Source organism: Streptacidiphilus alkalitolerans, from assembly GCF_042511045.1.
Classification (GTDB): domain Bacteria; phylum Actinomycetota; class Actinomycetes; order Streptomycetales; family Streptomycetaceae; genus Streptacidiphilus; species Streptacidiphilus alkalitolerans.
Window position 1 is genome coordinate 23305 of the sequence record NZ_JBHEZX010000014.1, and the last position, 16022, is coordinate 39326.

16 protein-coding genes are annotated in these 16022 nt (G+C 68.6%); 8 read left to right on the forward strand and 8 right to left on the reverse strand.

The annotated features are described in order from the left end of the window. Positions 1-329: 329 nt before the first annotated feature. The gene (locus ACEZDG_RS27230) at positions 330-797 is read right to left on the reverse strand and encodes a MarR family winged helix-turn-helix transcriptional regulator (protein WP_380514156.1); all 468 of its coding nucleotides are present in this window, start codon (positions 795-797) and stop codon (positions 330-332) included. A gap of 202 nt (positions 798-999) precedes the next feature. Here ACEZDG_RS27230 and ACEZDG_RS27235 point away from each other — a divergent pair, with 202 nt between their 5' ends. Further along, entirely contained in the window at positions 1000-1734 is a 735-nt protein-coding gene (locus tag ACEZDG_RS27235; RefSeq protein ID WP_380514158.1) for an SDR family NAD(P)-dependent oxidoreductase, read from the forward strand. A 345-nt stretch (positions 1735-2079) separates the two neighbouring features. Continuing rightward, positions 2080-2697, forward strand: a complete 618-nt coding sequence (locus ACEZDG_RS27240) for an NADPH-dependent F420 reductase (protein ID WP_380514160.1) — start codon at positions 2080-2082, stop codon at positions 2695-2697. A 20-nt stretch (positions 2698-2717) separates the two neighbouring features. On the opposite strand, the gene ACEZDG_RS27245 is transcribed toward ACEZDG_RS27240, so the two are convergent. The 4 genes from ACEZDG_RS27245 to ACEZDG_RS27260 all read right to left on the reverse strand — a co-directional run bounded on the left by ACEZDG_RS27245 (position 2718) and on the right by ACEZDG_RS27260 (position 6468). Then, entirely contained in the window at positions 2718-3122 is a 405-nt protein-coding gene (locus tag ACEZDG_RS27245; RefSeq protein ID WP_380514162.1) for a hypothetical protein, read from the reverse strand. 31 nt (positions 3123-3153) lie between these two features. Beyond that, positions 3154-3789 carry a class I SAM-dependent methyltransferase gene (locus ACEZDG_RS27250; protein ID WP_380514164.1) on the reverse strand — a complete coding sequence of 212 codons (636 nt, stop codon included), beginning with the start codon at positions 3787-3789 and terminating at the stop codon, positions 3154-3156. 15 nt (positions 3790-3804) lie between these two features. Next, a complete protein-coding gene (locus tag ACEZDG_RS27255; protein WP_380514166.1) occupies positions 3805-4788 on the reverse strand; it encodes a sigma-70 family RNA polymerase sigma factor in 984 nt (327 codons plus the stop codon). Positions 4789-5001: 213 nt separating this feature from the next. Continuing rightward, the gene (locus ACEZDG_RS27260; RefSeq protein ID WP_380514168.1) at positions 5002-6468 is read right to left on the reverse strand and encodes a sialidase family protein; all 1467 of its coding nucleotides are present in this window, start codon (positions 6466-6468) and stop codon (positions 5002-5004) included. A 595-nt stretch (positions 6469-7063) separates the two neighbouring features. Between ACEZDG_RS27260 and ACEZDG_RS27265 the strand changes: the two genes are divergently transcribed. Next, a complete protein-coding gene (locus ACEZDG_RS27265; protein WP_380514436.1) occupies positions 7064-9607 on the forward strand; it encodes a WD40/YVTN/BNR-like repeat-containing protein in 2544 nt (847 codons plus the stop codon). A gap of 60 nt (positions 9608-9667) precedes the next feature. On the opposite strand, the gene ACEZDG_RS27270 is transcribed toward ACEZDG_RS27265, so the two are convergent. Further along, on the reverse strand, positions 9668-10843 hold the full coding sequence (locus ACEZDG_RS27270; RefSeq protein ID WP_380514170.1) for an epoxide hydrolase family protein: 1176 nt from the start codon (positions 10841-10843) through the stop codon (positions 9668-9670). A gap of 102 nt (positions 10844-10945) precedes the next feature. On the opposite strand from ACEZDG_RS27270, the gene ACEZDG_RS27275 reads away from it, so the two are divergent. Then, positions 10946-11590, forward strand: a complete 645-nt coding sequence (locus ACEZDG_RS27275; protein ID WP_380514172.1) for a TetR/AcrR family transcriptional regulator — start codon at positions 10946-10948, stop codon at positions 11588-11590. Between the two features lie 29 nt (positions 11591-11619). Here the strand turns inward: ACEZDG_RS27275 and ACEZDG_RS27280 are convergent, their stop codons facing one another. Beyond that, the gene (locus ACEZDG_RS27280) at positions 11620-12090 is read right to left on the reverse strand and encodes a MarR family winged helix-turn-helix transcriptional regulator (protein ID WP_380514174.1); all 471 of its coding nucleotides are present in this window, start codon (positions 12088-12090) and stop codon (positions 11620-11622) included. A gap of 138 nt (positions 12091-12228) precedes the next feature. On the opposite strand from ACEZDG_RS27280, the gene ACEZDG_RS27285 reads away from it, so the two are divergent. Further along, positions 12229-13542 carry an aldehyde dehydrogenase family protein gene (locus ACEZDG_RS27285; protein ID WP_380514176.1) on the forward strand — a complete coding sequence of 438 codons (1314 nt, stop codon included), beginning with the start codon at positions 12229-12231 and terminating at the stop codon, positions 13540-13542. Between the two features lie 75 nt (positions 13543-13617). Here ACEZDG_RS27285 and ACEZDG_RS27290 read toward each other — a convergent pair whose 3' ends face one another. Further along, positions 13618-14016, reverse strand: a complete 399-nt coding sequence (locus ACEZDG_RS27290) for a MerR family transcriptional regulator (protein WP_380514177.1) — start codon at positions 14014-14016, stop codon at positions 13618-13620. A gap of 179 nt (positions 14017-14195) precedes the next feature. On the opposite strand from ACEZDG_RS27290, the gene ACEZDG_RS27295 reads away from it, so the two are divergent. The 3 genes from ACEZDG_RS27295 (at position 14196) to ACEZDG_RS27305 (ending at position 15920) form a co-directional block, all read left to right on the forward strand. Then, positions 14196-15134: an alpha/beta hydrolase family protein gene (locus tag ACEZDG_RS27295; protein ID WP_380514179.1), complete on the forward strand. Its 939-nt coding sequence runs from the start codon at positions 14196-14198 to the stop codon at positions 15132-15134. 274 nt (positions 15135-15408) lie between these two features. Continuing rightward, the gene (locus ACEZDG_RS27300; protein ID WP_380514438.1) at positions 15409-15666 is read left to right on the forward strand and encodes a type II toxin-antitoxin system Phd/YefM family antitoxin; all 258 of its coding nucleotides are present in this window, start codon (positions 15409-15411) and stop codon (positions 15664-15666) included. Then, positions 15663-15920 (forward strand): Txe/YoeB family addiction module toxin, encoded by a 258-nt coding sequence (locus ACEZDG_RS27305; protein WP_380514181.1) that lies wholly within the window; start codon positions 15663-15665, stop codon positions 15918-15920. The genes ACEZDG_RS27300 and ACEZDG_RS27305 overlap by 4 nt, the downstream gene beginning before the upstream one ends. Positions 15921-16022: the final 102 nt, after the last annotated feature.

Here is a 16022-nt window from a genome sequence, read left to right on the forward strand (position 1 = left end):
ATACCTGACCTTGCGTCAGATCGATGTGCGGCAGACCGAGATGAGGGGCTGCCCGGCGCAGGGCGAACAGCCCGTTCTTCCGCATCATCAAGGAAGGCATGGGCGGCCCGGCCGACGGGGACGACTACTTCGACCTCCTCGCCCAGGATGTGGTCTTCGAGTACGTCCACGTCCACCGGGACCCGAAGCCTCGATGGTCGTCCTGGGGTACGAAGTGCACAGCGGGCGAGGATGTCTGATGCGTCGATTTCGGCGGCGATCGTGCTGTCGGTTCGCCCGGCTTCGAGGAGGGTGCCGATGGCTTCGAGCATCATGCGGCGAGTGTCCCCTCAGCCAGGACCTTCTGCGTTTTCGAGCTTGGCCCAGATCCGGGTGAGGGCAGCGATGTCATCGTCGTCGAGGGGATCGACGAAATATTTCCTGACCGAATCCTCGAAGGTTCGTCTGACCGTCTCGGCGAAGTGCCGTCCGCTCTCGGTGAAGCTGATGAGCGACACCCGACCGTCGCCTTGGTCGGCTCCCCGTTGGAGGTGCCCGGCATCGATCAGTCCCTGAACCAACCGTGATGCTCTGGTCGGGCTGACGCTGACGAGTTTGCCGGACAGACCTCGAACCGACTGAGGTTCGGCCTCCAGGAGCCAGCACAGGATCTCGACGGTGCTGAACGAGATCTTGTGCTGGTCCATCAGCACGGCGTCGATCCGCCCGGTGACCGTCGCGTGGGTGAACAGCAGCCCAAACCAGCCGTTGACCTGGTCCGGGGAAATGATTCGCGGTTGCGACACGGGTGCCCTCACGCTCGGCAGTGTACCTGAAAATTGGATGCTCGCCCGTTTACATGCGCGCGCACGCATCTGTTACGGTAGGCATGCAGTCGTGAACGGGAGACCAGCCCGGTTTGCGGAGCGCTTCGCACCGGCGGCGTCAACTCGCCGGCCCGACGTACCTCGCAGGTTCACACAGATCGGCCGTTCGGCCGACAGAAAGGCAAAGGTCAGCATGCTCAAACTTGATGGCAAGGTCGCCGTGATCACTGGAGCAACCTCCGGGATGGCGTTGGCGACGGCCAAGTTGTTCGTGGCCGAAGGCGCCCACGTGTTCATCACCGGCCGGGACAGGGGCAGACTGGACGAGGCGGTCGCGGCCATCGGCCACCACGTGACGGGTGTACAGGCGGACTCGGGAAATCTGGACGACCTGGCTCGCTTGGCCGAGACCGTGCGGGAGCACCACGGACGAGTCGACGTCCTCTTCGCGAGCGCCGGCGTCGCGTCGGTGACCGACCCGCTGGGAAGTATCACCCCCGATACGTTCGATGCTCTGGTGGGCGTGAACTTCCGCGGCACTGTGTTCACCGTTCAGTACCTGCTGCCATTGATGAGCGATGGTGCGTCGATCATCCTGAACGGCACGAGCAGCGCGACCAAGGGCATCCCCGGTGCCGGTGTCTACTCGGCGAGCAAGGCCGCCGTACGTTCACTGGCCCGCACCTGGGCCGCGGAGTTGAAGGTCCGCGGTATCCGGGTGAATGTCGTCAGTCCCGGTTCGATCGACACCGCGCTCTTCAGCACCGTGCCCCCCGAGTTTCGGGAACAGATCACCGCCGCAATCCCGCTGGGACGGCTGGGAACCAGCGAGGAAATCGGGGCTGCCGCGCTGTTCCTGGCCTCCTCGGACGCCAGCTTCATCACCGGCGCGAACCTGGTCGTCGACGGCGGGTTCAGCCAGATCTGACGGCGAGTGCCGACCGGAGGAGTGCCTCATGTCGGCGCTCCGGCCCGACCGCGCGAGGAGCGGACCCACCATGGCAGCACGGTCGTTGTGTGGGCAGCTGAGTGAGCGGCTCGGCCTCGACTTCGTCACCTCGAGGACGGCGTCAGCGCCTTCGTTCTGGCCGGCGACGACCAGGACGTCATCGAACGCTTCGCCGCTGAAACCATCCCCGCGGTACGCGAACACGTCGCCCGCGAACGCAACTGGCCGCGAGCCAATGCTGCGTGGCCAACGCGCTTGATGCAGCCCATCGGAACGGCAACACACTCCTTACCGCCAGCTCCACAGACAGCAGAGGAACACGTCATGACCACCATCAGCATCATCGGTTCGGGCAACATGGCCACCGCCATCGGCACCCGGGCAGCCAAGCACGGCCACGCGATCGAGCTCATGAGCCGCAACACCGCCAAGGCTTCGGCGCTGGCCGACCAGATCGGCCACGGAGCCACCGTCGCCGCTCTCGGCGCAACGCCGGCAGGTGACATCGTCATCGTGGCCGTCCCGTACACCAGCGCAGTCGACGTGGTCACTCACTACGGCGACGCGCTTGCCGGCAAGATCCTCGTCGACATCTCCAATCCCTTCAACGCCGACGCCAGCGGACTCGCGACCACCCCGGACAGCTCGGCGGCCCAGGAGATCGCTGCTGCCGCCCCCGAGGGCACACCCGTCGTGAAGGCGCTGAACTCGGTCTTCGGCCACGTCCTCGCTCACGACACGCCCCTGGACGTTTTTGTCGCCGGCGACGACGCCGCGGCGAAGGCCCAAGTCGCGGCGTTTCTGGAGAGCATCGACTTGCGGCCCTTGGACACGGGAGGGCTCGGGATGGCTTCGGTCCTCGAATGGACCGGCATCCTGCTGATGGGGCTGGCCCGCAACGGCGCCGGCTTCGACATCGCCCTCGGCGCAGAAGTCCGCTGAACACCTCCAGGGCCTGTGGGCTACGGCCGGAGGAGGGTGACCTCGCTGCGGTGGCGTTCCTGTTGTGCGGAGTTCCAGTCGCCGGTGCAGTAGACCGAGAGGTCGCTGATGGCGCCCTCGGTGACGTCGGCGCGGAACAGTTCGCGGCAGTACCAGTGGTCGTCCGTGTCGGTCCAGCGCTCCTCGACCTCGAGGACGAATCCGGTCGGTGTGGGGTCGCAGCGCCAGCGCGGTACGGCTCCCCTGGCCGGGTGGGACCGGCGACGCGTCTGGACGAGCTCCTCGGCGCCAGTGGACTGCAGGCGCCACTGGGGCGGGGTGAAGTCGCAGAACACGTCCGGCCGGAACAGCCCCTCCGGGGGGTCGCCGGTCTCCAGAAACGTGACGAACTTGCCGGCCAGTTCGTGTGCGGTGCTCTCGTTCACGGCCGTGCCTTCTCTCTTCACTGGAAGTTGGTCAAGCGGTGGGGACCGGGCGGCGGGCGCTGCCGACGATCATGGGGCTCTCAACCCTGGGGACCTTCGGCACCTCGCCGTGCAGGACGGACTCGACGGTGAGCGGCGAGGCCTCGATCGCGTCGAGCGTCGCCCGGTTGGGGTGGCAGCCGATCAGCGGGTAGGGGAACGGCCGCTTGTCCTGCTTGGCCGCGACCTTCGGGTCCGTGGAACGGACGTGTTCGAGGAACAGCAGCTCCCCACCCGGCCGCAGCACCCGCGCGATCTCCGCCAACGCGCTCTGCTCCTGCGGGACGCTGCACAGGGCGAAGGTGACCACGGCGGTGTCGAAGACGGAATCCGGGAACGGCAGCCGCTCGGCCCGGGCGTCCAGGATCTCGGTGGTCCGGCCGAGCCGCTCGGCGTGCGCGCGCAGGCGACGCCGCATGTGGGGGTCGGGTTCGACCAGCACCAGCCGGGTGACCGCCGCCGGGTAGTACGGCAGGTTGAGGCCCGTGCCCGCGCCGATCTCGATCGTGACACCGGCCGCCTGGGCCAGCAGCGAGCGTCGACGCTCGCGCAGACCTGCTCGTTCGGCGGGCCCGTTGATGGCGTCGTAGGCGGCTGCGAAGCAGCGCCGGGACAGTTCCTGGAACATGACGGACTCCTTGGGTCATCCGTTCTCGCGGTTCGGGTCGCCGTCGGGTCTGGCGGCGAAGTAGGCGGTCATCCGGTGTGCCTGGAACCCGCGGTGGTGCAGGACCTGGGTGAACGCGGGCGGGCAGTGGAAGGGGTCGGCGGGGGGATTGAGGAACCGGACCTCGACGACGGCCAGGTCGCCGCTGGCGACCACGCTGGTCAGCCGGTACCCGACTCCGTCCGCCAGGTCGTCCTCCAGGAGCAGTGACTGCAACTCGTCGCGCCCGCGCAGCTGCGGCCCCTGGAACAAACGGGCCTTCACGTCGGTCGAGTAGAGGGCTGCGAGCGGTCCGGGATCGCTGCGCTGGTTGAAAGCCTCGAACGCGTCCTGCAGGCTCCGGGCCCACTGCCCGGCCGCGTCCCGCGAACTGCTGCTGCTAGGTGCCGCCTCGTCGAGCAGCCTGTTCGCCAGGACCGCCCGCAGCTGGTGCAGTCTGCTGCGCACGGTTCCCACCGGTACACCGGTGATCTCGGCGATCTCCTGGTAGGAGTGCTGACGGCCGAAGTAGCGCAGCATCGCGGTCACTCGCAGTGGCTCGGGCAGTTCCCCGAGTGCCTGCCACACCCAGTCGCGCAGGGCCAGGCGCTCCACGCACTCCTCGGCCGAGGGCATCGGCTGCGCCCGGTCGAGCTGGGTGGTGACGTCCTCGGCCGGTATCTCGCGGGCCGCACGCAGCCGCATCAGACACACGTTGCGCTGGATCCGCGCCAGCCAGCTGCCGAAGGCCGCCGGGTCACGCAGCTCGGACAGCCGACGCAGAGCGGTCAGGAACGTGTCCTGGACCGCGTCGGCGGCGTCCTGCGGATCGCCCAGCAGTGCCAGCGCCAGGCGGGTTAGTCGGGCGCGGTGGCCTTCCAGCAGCAGCCCGAAGGCCGCCGTGTCACCCCGCCCGGCCGCGAACACCAGCTCGGCGTCAGCCGGCCGGGTCGCCATCGGAGTCGCAGTAGTCGAGGTCATACCTACAAGATGCGTCAGCGACCTCGAAAGTTCGACATCCGAAGGTTCGACGAAGGATCGCGCCGACGCCGGGCCCGTGACGGGCATCCGCACGCTTCGAGCACCCGATCGCCAGGCAGCTCTGGAGGCGGAGCGCCATCGGGGTTGCGGCAGCTCCCGGGCGGGGGAAGGCCCGGGAACTGCCGCTCCCGCCCGGAAATCGGCTTGGCTGGGTCAGGGGCTGTCCTCGCCTCCGCCTGAGGTGCCGCCCGCTGCCAGCCACTGGGCGTAGGCGATCGCGGCCAGTCGGGCCGAGGCGATGTTCTGCCGTGTGGTGGCAGGGGTGGCGGCCGTGGTCCCGGCCACGGCGGCGAGCCCGGCGGCCGGGGTGTACATCGCCTCGTTGAAGACCGATCCGCTGGGCGCGGTGGCCACGGCGAAGACCGGGTGCGCGGTTCCGGCGGAGAAGGAGGTCGAGATGTAGTCGCCGACCATGGTCCCTTGGGTGGTGCTCGCCAGCCAGGAGTGGTTCATCGGCCCGGCCAGCTGGGTCGGCGTGGTCCAGGTGCTGCCGCCGTTGGTGGAGGAGACGTACCCGACGTCCAACTGGCAGGTTGACGCAGTGCAGTTGGCGACCGGGTGGTAGTAGTAGGCCAGCGCCAGGTGAGCTGTGCTGCCGGAGGTCGCCGGGTCGACCGCCAGGCCGGGGATGAAGTGGTCGACGGTGCTGGTGGTCGCGTCGATCGGGATGCGGACCACGGTCGACCAGCTGGTGCCGTTGGTGCTGGTCGACATCACGATGTCGTTGGAGGTGCAGGACCCTCCGCCGGCGCGGAAGCGGCAGTCCTGCCAGACCACGTAGACCTTGCCGGCCGCGTCGATCTCGGCCGAGGGCAGCGGTCCGCTGCGCAGCGAGCCGTGCACGGTGTAGGTGCTGACGGTGGTCACCGTGGTGGCGCTGGTCCAGCTGCTGCCGCCGTTGGTGGAGGTGAACGCCTTGATCGAGGTCTCGGAGGCGCTGGCGATGGGGACCACCACGGTGCCGTTGGGCTGGACCACGGGCTGGCCGCCCAGGCCGGTGGCGTTGTTGGCCGTGCTCTTGGACGCGCCCCAGGTGAGACCGCCGTCGGTGGAGGTGGTCATCTGGATGCGGTCGCCGTTGCCGTTGTTGTCGTACTCGGTGTAGCAGTTGCCGTAGTGGGCGCTGGTGGCGGTGTTGTCGCAGACGATCCAGTTCTTATCGAGGCTGGAGCCGGTGGCGGTGGTCACCGGGTTGCTCCAGGTGTGTCCCCCGTCGGTGGAGCGACTGGTGAAGACGGCGGGCACGCCGACCGCCGCGGTGATCGGGATGCTGGAGATCAGCCAGGTGCTGTGCTTGGCGTCGTAGGCCACCGACGCGTCGCTGACCCGGGCGTAGCTGCCGCCGGCCTGGGTGGTGATGCCCGGGAGGAACCCGTTGGTCCAGGTGGCCCCGCTGTCGGTGGAGGTGGAGAAGCCGACGTTGGAGCCGCCGCCGTCGGTGAACCGGCCGACCTGGAAGGCCGAGACGACGGTGGAGCCGTAGGCGAAGGTGTCCGGCTCGACCTCGGTGGCGTGCTGGCTGGTGGAGTTGGTGTAGGGGTCAGCGCTGATCTGGGTGAGCGACGGTGCCGCGGTGGCGGTGCCGGTCGCGAAGACCAGGGCGGCGGCGGAGAGCGTCACCGTGACCAAACCGGGTCGAACCAGGCGCGGGAGTAATGATGCCAGGGACATGATCCGTTCCCCTTCCGGAACTGGGCACGTCCGGACATCGGTTCACCACGGAAGAGAGGCGACGGAGCAGGCCTCTTGCACGTCCGCACCGAGGGCGCGGGCGAAGCCCGGCAGAACCGAACATCGTGCAGGACGTGCGTGAGGACGGCGCTACTGTCCCGCTCCTATGCGATTCATGTCAATGGCCTGAGGCCTGGCGGCAACCGGCGATCGCCGGGCGTGGCCGGGCGTGGCCGAGGGGGGCCGACGGGGGGCCGAGGGGCCCGGAGCGCCCCGCAGCTCCTCGCCGTCCTCCCACCCACCTGATACTTCGTCATCGTCGCTTCGAGCTCGGCACCGCGCTCTCTCGGCAGGTACATCACAACAATTCGGCAAAGGTGGTGCGCAGGCACCCCTGCCACCACTCCGGGTGTGGTCAAGTCGCTCTGCACACAAGCACAGCAGAACGAACCAGTGACACCACACACTCGGGGAGGACCTGTTGAACAACGCACGCTTCAGGCGCAGAGGGCTCGCGATCTGCGCCCTGGCCGCCGCCGGACTGATGACGGCGATACCCGCCCAAGCCTCGTCCGGCACGGGAGGGAACCTCTTCGCCCCCGGCGCGGCCAAGGCCCACGCCCAGGCCCAGGCCCACCCAGCTGCAAGGCCGGCCGCCGCATCGCCCCAGGACGACGGCGACGGCGACGAGTCGCAGGAGATATCCGTCGGCGCCGCCCAGGCCGCCGCGGAGCGCACCGCCCCCGGTGTGGTCGCCCCCGGCGCCTACGGCGCTGCGTGGACCGCGTTGCAGAACCTTCCGCGCACCGGCGGGAACTGGGACAACGTCACCAACCTTCCCTACAACTCGGACGATCCGCGCTACCGCGACCTCGACTCCAACTCCAGCGGCGGCTCCGGCCTGGTGACCGGGCGGATGGCCGCGCTGGCGGCGGACGACGACGGGCACGTCTACGCCGGGGCGGCGGGCGGCGGGGTGTGGCGCTCCAGTACCGGCGGCGGCAAGTGGACCCCGATCAGCGACCGGCTCCCGGCCCAGTCCACCGGGGCGCTGACCCTGGACGGCAGGGGCTGGCTGTGGCTGGGCACCGGCGAGTCCACCACCAACGCCGACGCCTACCTCGGCAGCGGCGTCTACGTGCTGGCCGACCCCGCCCGCGGCAGCTTCTCGCCGCGCGACCGGGTGGGCGGCACCGAGTTGCAGAGCACCAGCATCCACGAACTGCGTTTCAGCGGCAGCACCGTGTGGGCAGCCACCAGCGAGGGCCTGTGGTCGCACTCCACCACCCGCCTGAGCGGCCCCTGGACGCTCCAGTTCGCCCCCAACCCCGCCTATCTGCCCGGCGGCTCGCTGGCGAACGACCCGTCCTCGGCCTACAAGAACATCGTCAGCGATATCGCCTTCGACCCCAAGAACCCCTCCCGCGTCGTGGTCGCCGCAGGCTGGCGCTCCGGGGACGACTACAACGGCTTCTACACCAAAACCGGCGGCAGCTGGCAGCGTCTGACGTCGCTGGGCGACCTGCCCGCCGACGCCGACGACGTGGGCGCCGTGACCTTCGCCCCCGCTGCGGACGGCTCGCGCTACTACGCCATCGACCAGAGCCCCGCCGGACTCGCCGCCGGCGGCGACACCGCCCTGGACGGGATCTTCGTGTCCAAGTCCGGCTCCCCGTTCGGTCCCTGGACCCGCATCGCCGACGCCGACTCCCTGGCTGCCTCCGGCTCGGCGCTGGACGCCCCCGGCCTGCAGTCCTGGTACAACCAGTTCCTCCAGGTCGACCCGAGCAACCCGCAGCACGTCTACGCCGGGCTGGAGGAGGTCTTCGAAACCACCGACGGCGGCACCAGCTGGACCACCCCCGGTCCGTACTGGAACTTCGGTTTCCCCTGCTGGAGCATCGACCCCACCAAGCAGACCGGCGACTGCTCCCAGACCACCCACTCCGACCAGCACGCCGTCGCCGTCGGCAGATACCACGGCAGGACTGTGCTGTACGTCGGCAACGACGGCGGTGTCTACAAGCGCCCGATCAACGGGGCCGCCGACGCCTCCGGCCACGCCACCGACTGGACCTCGCTGAACGACGGCACCATCGACTCCCTGCAGTACTACTCAGTCGCCGTCGGCAAGGACCTCACCTACGGCGGCGTCTCGGTCACCGGCGGACTGCAGGACAACGGCCAGTCCCTCCTGCGCGGCAACGACACCGTCATGGGCTCCGACTTCGGAGGCGACGGCGGCATGACCCTGACCGACCCGGCCAACGGCTGCAACATCGCCCAGGAGTACGTCTACCTGGAGGTCAACGTCACCCAGAACTGCGCCGTCAACAACGGTCTGGGCGCCCCGACCACCTACAACGTGCCCCCGCCCGACAACGCCACCAGCAACGCCCGCTTCATCGCCCCGATCACCACCGACCTGAAGAACCCGAACACCTGGGTCGCGGGCGGCGAGAACGTGTGGGTCCAGGCCCAGGGCTATACGATCCGGGACTCCAGCGCCTGGACCAGCGCCTACGACCTGGGCGCCGGACACGTCGCCACCGCCGTGGCCGCGTCCGGCGGCAAGGTCTACGCCGCCTGGTGCGGCCCCTGCAACAGCCAGGGCTTCGCCCGAGGCATCGCGGTCGGCAACGCCGACGGCACCGGCTGGCAGCAGATCACCCTCCCCACCACCGGTGCCGTACCCAACCGCTACCTGTCCGACCTGGCCATCGACCCCAACAACGCCAACCACGTCTACCTGACTGTCAGCGGCTTCTCCCGCGACTGGAACGAAGGCCCCGGCGCCGGCGTCGGCCACGTCTACGAGAGCCACGACGGCGGCCGGACGTGGGGGGACATCTCCGCCAACTTCCCCGACATCCCCGCCGACTCACTGGTCCTCACCCCCAACGGCGGCCTCGCCGTGGGAACCGACCTGGGTGCCCTGTACCGGGCACCGGGCCGGAACACGTGGAAGGCCATCGCCCAACTCCCGGCCGTCGCCGTGGATCAGATCGCGCTCGGCCCCGACGGCAAGCTCTACGCCGCCACCCACGGCCGCGGCATCTACACCGTCCCCCTCAAGTCCCTGCACTGAGCCCGCACCGGCGTCCTCCCCACCCGCACCGGGTGCGGAGGACGCCGGTGACCATTGGCGTCAGGAACGAAGGCTGCGCAGGCCGGTGCGGATTTCGCGGACCAGGATCTCGGGCTGTTCCAAGGCCGCGAAATGCCCGCCCTTGTCGGCTTCGCCGTAGTGGATCAGATTGCTGTAGGTGTCCTCGATCCAGCTTCGTGGCAGGCGTGGGATGTCCCTCGGGAAGACGGTCACCGCGACCGGAAGCGTCAGCTTCGGGCCGGCGAGAGTGCCCGACTTGTTCTCCCAGTAGATGCGGCCGGACGACGCTGCGCTGTTGGTGAACCAGTAGAGGGATATCGCGTCGAGCATGTCGTCCACGCTGAGGGCGTCCTCGGCGAGCCCCTGGTTGTCGGTCTTGGACTGGAACTTCTCGTAGATCCAGGCCGCCTGACCAGCCGGAGAGTCCGCCAGGGCGAATCCGACGGTCTCCGGCTTCGTGCTCTGAAGGTGGTTCGACCCACCGAGCTCGCCGGTGTAGAGGGCGAGGCTCTCCACGGCGTAGCGCTGTTCGGGCGACAAGGTGGCGGGTATCTGCGCGGGAAAGGCGTACTGGGTGTTGAGGTGAATTCCGAGAAGCCCCTCAGGCCGCATGGCCCCGAGGGCGGTGGTGACGACGGCACCCCAATCCCCGCCTTGGGCGGCCCATCTCGTGTAGCCGAGACGCTTCATCAACTCCACCCACGCGCTTGCGATACGCGATACGTTCCACCCGGCCTCCGTGGGCTTCTGGGAGAACCCGAACCCGGGGAGCGACGGAACGACGACGTCGAATGAGTCGGCGGCGTCTCCTCCGAACGAAACCGGATCGGTCAGCGGGCCGACCAGCTTCAGGAACTCGACGATCGAGCCCGGCCATCCGTGCGTGAGTATCAGCGGCATCGCGTTGGCATTCTTGGACCTGACGTGGATGAAGTGGATGTCCAGCCCGTCAATCTCGGTCAGGAACTGGGGGTGGCGATTGAGGTCGGACTCGAAGCGCCGCCAGTCGTAGCCGCGCTCCCAGTAGTCGACCAGAGATCTGGCGTTCTCCACGCGAACCCCTTGCGACCAGTCGCCCACCGTTTCCGCATCCGGCCATCGAGTTCTGGCCAGTCGCTGCTTCACGTCGTCGATCTCCGAATCCGAGACCGAGACGGTGAACGGGCGGACGGCGGTCGAGGTCGGCGGCATCGGCATCGGCATCGGTGCGGTCATGGCCTCCTCTTCTCCTGGGCTTCGAAAAAGCACAGCGCAACGCTCCATTGCACACTGGTGTGCAGTGTAATTCACTGCACACCAGTGTGCAATACTGGTGTCGTGCCCACCGAGTCCTCCCGCACGCGCTCGATGAACGAGACCCGCGATCGCATCCTCGACGTCGCCCTCGACGTGCTGGGCGAGAACCCCGACGCCGGCATGGGCGACATCGCCTCCACCGCCGGCGTCGTCCGCCGCACGGTCTACGGCCATTTCCCCTCGCGCCTCGACCTGGTTCGGACGCTCACGGAACGGGCCGTCACCGAGATGACAGCCGTGCTCACCGAAGTCAACGCCTCCGAAGCAGCAGCGGACGCGACCTGGGTCCAGTTCATCGCCCGCGTCTGGCCGGTGGCGCACCGGTACCGAGTGCTGCTGGCGCTGCGCCGCGGCGAGTACGGCGAGGCGATCCACGGCCTGCTCGGGCCGGTCGACGAGTTGCTCGCCGACCTCGTGAAACGGGGCCAGGACAGCGACGTGTTCGCACAGCACCTGCCGGCGGGCATTCTGAGCCAGGTTGCCTACGGCGTCGTGTTCGCCATCGCCGACAGCGACCTGTCGGAGGGCGACCTGTCGGACGGGACCCTCGGCGCCCGGGCAGCGACGATCACGAGCCTGCTGATGCTGGGAGTTCCCGAGACACGCGCCATCACTCTCGTGGGCGGGCCCACGCCAGGCGCCCCAAGCCGCACCGACGAGACCTGACCCCGCGCAGCGGGGGCTGCCTTCGGCCGTCAATGCCCGGGGTCGCCGGGGAAGGCCAGCGCCAGCAGATCGTGGAAGGCGCGCCGCTGCGGGCCGTCCAACTGCTCCAACGCGGTCAGGTTGGACATCATCTCGGCCCGGATCAGGCGGATCACCTCGGCGCCCTCGTCGGTCACCGCGACGTTCTTGATCCGCCGGTCGTGCTGGTCGACCTCACGGTAGACGAGATGGCGGGCCTCCAGGCGGTCGACGATCCAGGTGACATTGGAGGCGTCGCAGCCCAGCAGCGCGGCCAGTGAGCGCATCGACATCGGCCGCCGGAGCAGGCTCAGCATCTTGCCCTGCATGAACGTCAGGCCGTGCTCCGCGGCGACCAGCCCGAAGTTCCGGTAGTAGTCGGCGGCGGCCTGGGCGAACCGGTCCATGAGCTGGGCCGCCGTTGGGATGACATCCGATGGAACGGCATTCGCCGAAGGGACGGCCGGGGAGATGTCGGTCATGCGACCAGTGTAGGCGGCATTGCTTGACAGACTCAATCATTGAGGGATACCGTCGATTTATTACTTGAATCCTTCAATCATCCAAAGGCTCAAGTCACTGCCGACGTCAACCCCACTCCCCCTCCAAGGAGAAGCACCATGAGCTCAGTCCTGCCGCAGAGCACGGTCGTGTCCCAGCTGCGCGACACCTTCGAGTCAGGTCGGACCAGGCCGTTGGCCTGGCGGCTGGGCCAACTCACGGCCCTGCGCGCCCTGTTGACCGAGAACACCGAGGCGCTGCGGGAGGCGCTGCGCGCCGACCTGGGCAAGAGCGCGACCGAGGCCGACCGCTATGAGATCGGCTACATGATCGGCGACATCGACCACACCGTGCGGCACCTGGAGCAGTGGCTGGCTCCCCAGCCTGCCGCCGTCCCGGACCGGTTCGCTCCCGCGCAGGCACAGGTCGTACGGGAGCCGCTCGGAGTGGTTCTGGTGATCGCCCCGTGGAACTACCCGCTGCAACTGGCCCTGGCCCCGATGATGGGCGCGCTGGCGGCCGGGAACACCGTGGTCGTCAAGCCCAGCGAGCTCGCCCCGGCCACCTCCGCCGCCCTCGCCCGCCTGCTGCCGCGCTACCTGGACCCGCAGGCGGTCGCCGTCGTCGAAGGGGCCGTCCCCGAGACCACCGCGCTGCTGGAGCAGCACTTCGACCACATCTTCTACACCGGCAACGGCACGGTCGGCCGGATCGTGATGGCCGCCGCGGTCAAGCACCTCACCCCGGTCACGCTGGAGCTGGGCGGCAAGAGTCCGGCCGTGGTCGAGCCCGGCGTCGACCTGGCGGCCACCGCCCGGCGGATCGCTGTCGGCAAGTTCCTGAACGCCGGCCAGACCTGCGTCGCACCGGACTACGTGCTCGCCATCGGCGACACCGGCGCCGCGCTGGAGGCTGAACTGACCGACGCCGTCACGGCGCTGTACGGGAAGGACCCGGAGAACAGCCCGGAGTACGGGCGAATCATCAACGAGCGGCACTTCGACCGGCTGACCGCCCTGCTGGCCGACGGCCGGATCGTCACCGGTGGCGGCCAGGACCGGTCCGGCCGCTACCTCGCCCCCACCGTGCTCGCCGACGTCGCCCCCGACGCCCCGGTGATGCAGGAGGAGATCTTCGGCCCGGTACTGCCCATCATCAACGTGCCCGACGTGGATGCCGCGATCGCCTTCATCAACGACCGGGACAAGCCGCTCGCGCTCTACGCCTTCACCGAGTCCGAGGCGACCAAGCGGCGACTGACCGAGGAGACGTCCTCCGGGGCCATCGCCTTCGGACTGCCGGTCTCCCACCTGGCCCTGCCCGAACTGCCCTTCGGCGGCGTCGGCGCGAGCGGCATGGGCCGCTACCACGGCGAATACTCCATCGACACCTTCAGCCACTCCAAGGGCATCCTGGACAAGCCGATCAGCTGAACACCCCGCACGAAGGCCCGTCGCGGCAGTGGCGCCGTTCGCGGGCTCGCCAGTGCTCGTGGCAGCGCGAGCCGGTCACGGTTCCAGACCGCCGCGAACGGGCCGGCCGGGCCGGCAAGGGATCCCGGTGTCCATGGATGCGGAGGCGCCGGCGATGACCGCGTCGAGCCGGTCCCGGGTGTGCGTGAGACCGGCGATGTGCTGGTCGATGTGAGCGCGCTCCACCGCCAGGCGGTCCAGGAGTTCGGGTGTGGCCTTGCCGTCGATGACGCAGGGCGTGAGCTCGGCGATGGTCCTGCTCGACAGGCCGGCGGTGAACAGCTCCCGGACCAGGAGGATCCGGGCGACCGCGGTTTCCGGGTAGTGGCGCTGGCCGCTGTCGCTGCGCTCGGCGGTGAGCAGGTTCTGCTCCTCGTAGTACCGCAGGGCCCGGGTGCTGACGCCTGTGCGGCGGGCGAGTTCCCCAATGCGCATACCGGGCTCCATGTGATCTACGCCATAACGACTTGCCTTTGACGTCAACGTCAAGTTTTAGCGTAGCTGACATGACCCAGGGGTTTTCACCCGATACGTTCCGGCCCCACGCCGAACGCGTCCTCAACCTCAGGGCCGGCTGACCCGCCACCCGCAGCACACCGGAAGGAAGCACCCGCATGAGCACCCGTCAGACGACCGGCCTCACCGGCCCCGCTCCCACCCCGACCGTAACGGTCAAGCCGATCGTGCTGCCCGCGCCCCAGCGCGGCCATGACCTGCACGTACGCGTTTCCGCACCGCTCACCGGCACACGCCTGCCGATCGTGCTCTTCGCACACGGATTCGGCTCCGACCTGGACGGCTACGCGCCGCTGGTCGACCACTGGGCCTCGCACGGCTTCGTGGTGATCCAAGCCACGCATCTCGACTCCAAGCGGGTAGCCATCGCCGCGGACGACTCCCGCAGGCCCCACCTGTGGCGCCACCGCGTGCAGGACATGAAGCGCATCCTGGATGAGCTCAAGCCGCTGGAGGCATCCGTGCCCGGTCTGTCCGGCCGTGTCGACCACAGCCGGATCGTCGCGGCGGGCCACTCCTTCGGAGGCCAGACCGCGGGCATCCTGGTAGGTCTGCGCGTCACCGACCCCCGAACCGGCACCGCCGACGACCTGTCCGACTCCCGGGTCATGGCCAGCGTCCAGTTGGCCACGGCCGGCAAGGGCGGCGACGAACTGACCCCCTTCGCCCACGAGAACCTTCCCTGGCTCCGTGACCAGGACTTCTCCCACATCACCGCCCCCGGACTGGTGGTCGCCGGCGACAAGGACGACCTCCCGCTCACCACCCGAGGACCCGCCTGGACGAGTGACCCCTACACCCTCAGCCGCGGCAACAAGAGCCTGCTCACCGTCTACGGCGGCGAGCACTTCCTCGGCGGCATCTCCGGCTACCGGGCAGCGGAGACCACCGACGAGGACCCCGGCCGCGTCGCCCTCGTCCAGCAGGTCACCCTCGCCTACCTACGCCACGTCACCGGCGTCGACCACACCGACTGGCAGACGGCCCGGTCCGCCCTCGCCAACGCCCACCCGCTGGGGCGACTCGACAGCAAGTAACCCTCAGCGGTTGCCATACACGCCTTCGTCCGCCCCATGCCCCAGCCGTGGGATCGATCACCGCGCAGATCCTCTAAGCCAGTCGGCCGGCCGACCCAGGGCCCGTTACTGCGCAGCCGGGCCGCAGTTCCCGCCAACCGCCCGGGAGATCACACGTACACCAATTCCCCTGGGGAACCCTTGACGAGAGGGTCGGTTCGCCCCCGTGGGAACCATCCTTGCCGTATCACCCAAATCGACGTACAGTTTCCTGTACGTCGAGGAAGGGTCGGCCATGAAGACGATGACGTACTCCGAGTCGCGAGCGCGGTACGCAGAGGTACTCAACTCCGTCAATGACGACCGCGAGGAAGTCGTCATCACCCGGGCAGGACATGATCCCGTCGTCATAGTCTCCCTGGCTGACTACGAGTCCCTCAAGGAGACGGCGTACCTTCTGCGGAACCCCGCGAACGCCCGCCGACTGCTCGCTGCCATTGACGAGTTGGAAAGCGGCGGCGGCACGGTACGTGAACTGGCGGCCGAGGAATGAAGATCACTTTCGCCTCCCGCGCCTGGGAGGACTACCTGTGGTGGCAGCTTCAGGATCGGAAGACCCTCAAGCGGATCAATACGCTCATCGCCGACATCACCCGAAACGGCAACGAAGGCATTGGCAAGCCGGAGCCACTCAAACAGGGTTTCCAGGGGTACTGGTCGCGCCGCATCAACGATGAGCATCGGCTGATCTACAAGGTCACCGAGGACGCCGTCCTCATCGCGCAGTGCCGCTACCACTACGAGTGATTGCAGACGAGCCACAGGCTTGGCGGAGTGGGCCGCGCGCATCGCCGCGCGGTGACCGGCGCGCGAGGGTTGCGGTGACCGGCGCGCGGGGGTGCGGGGAAA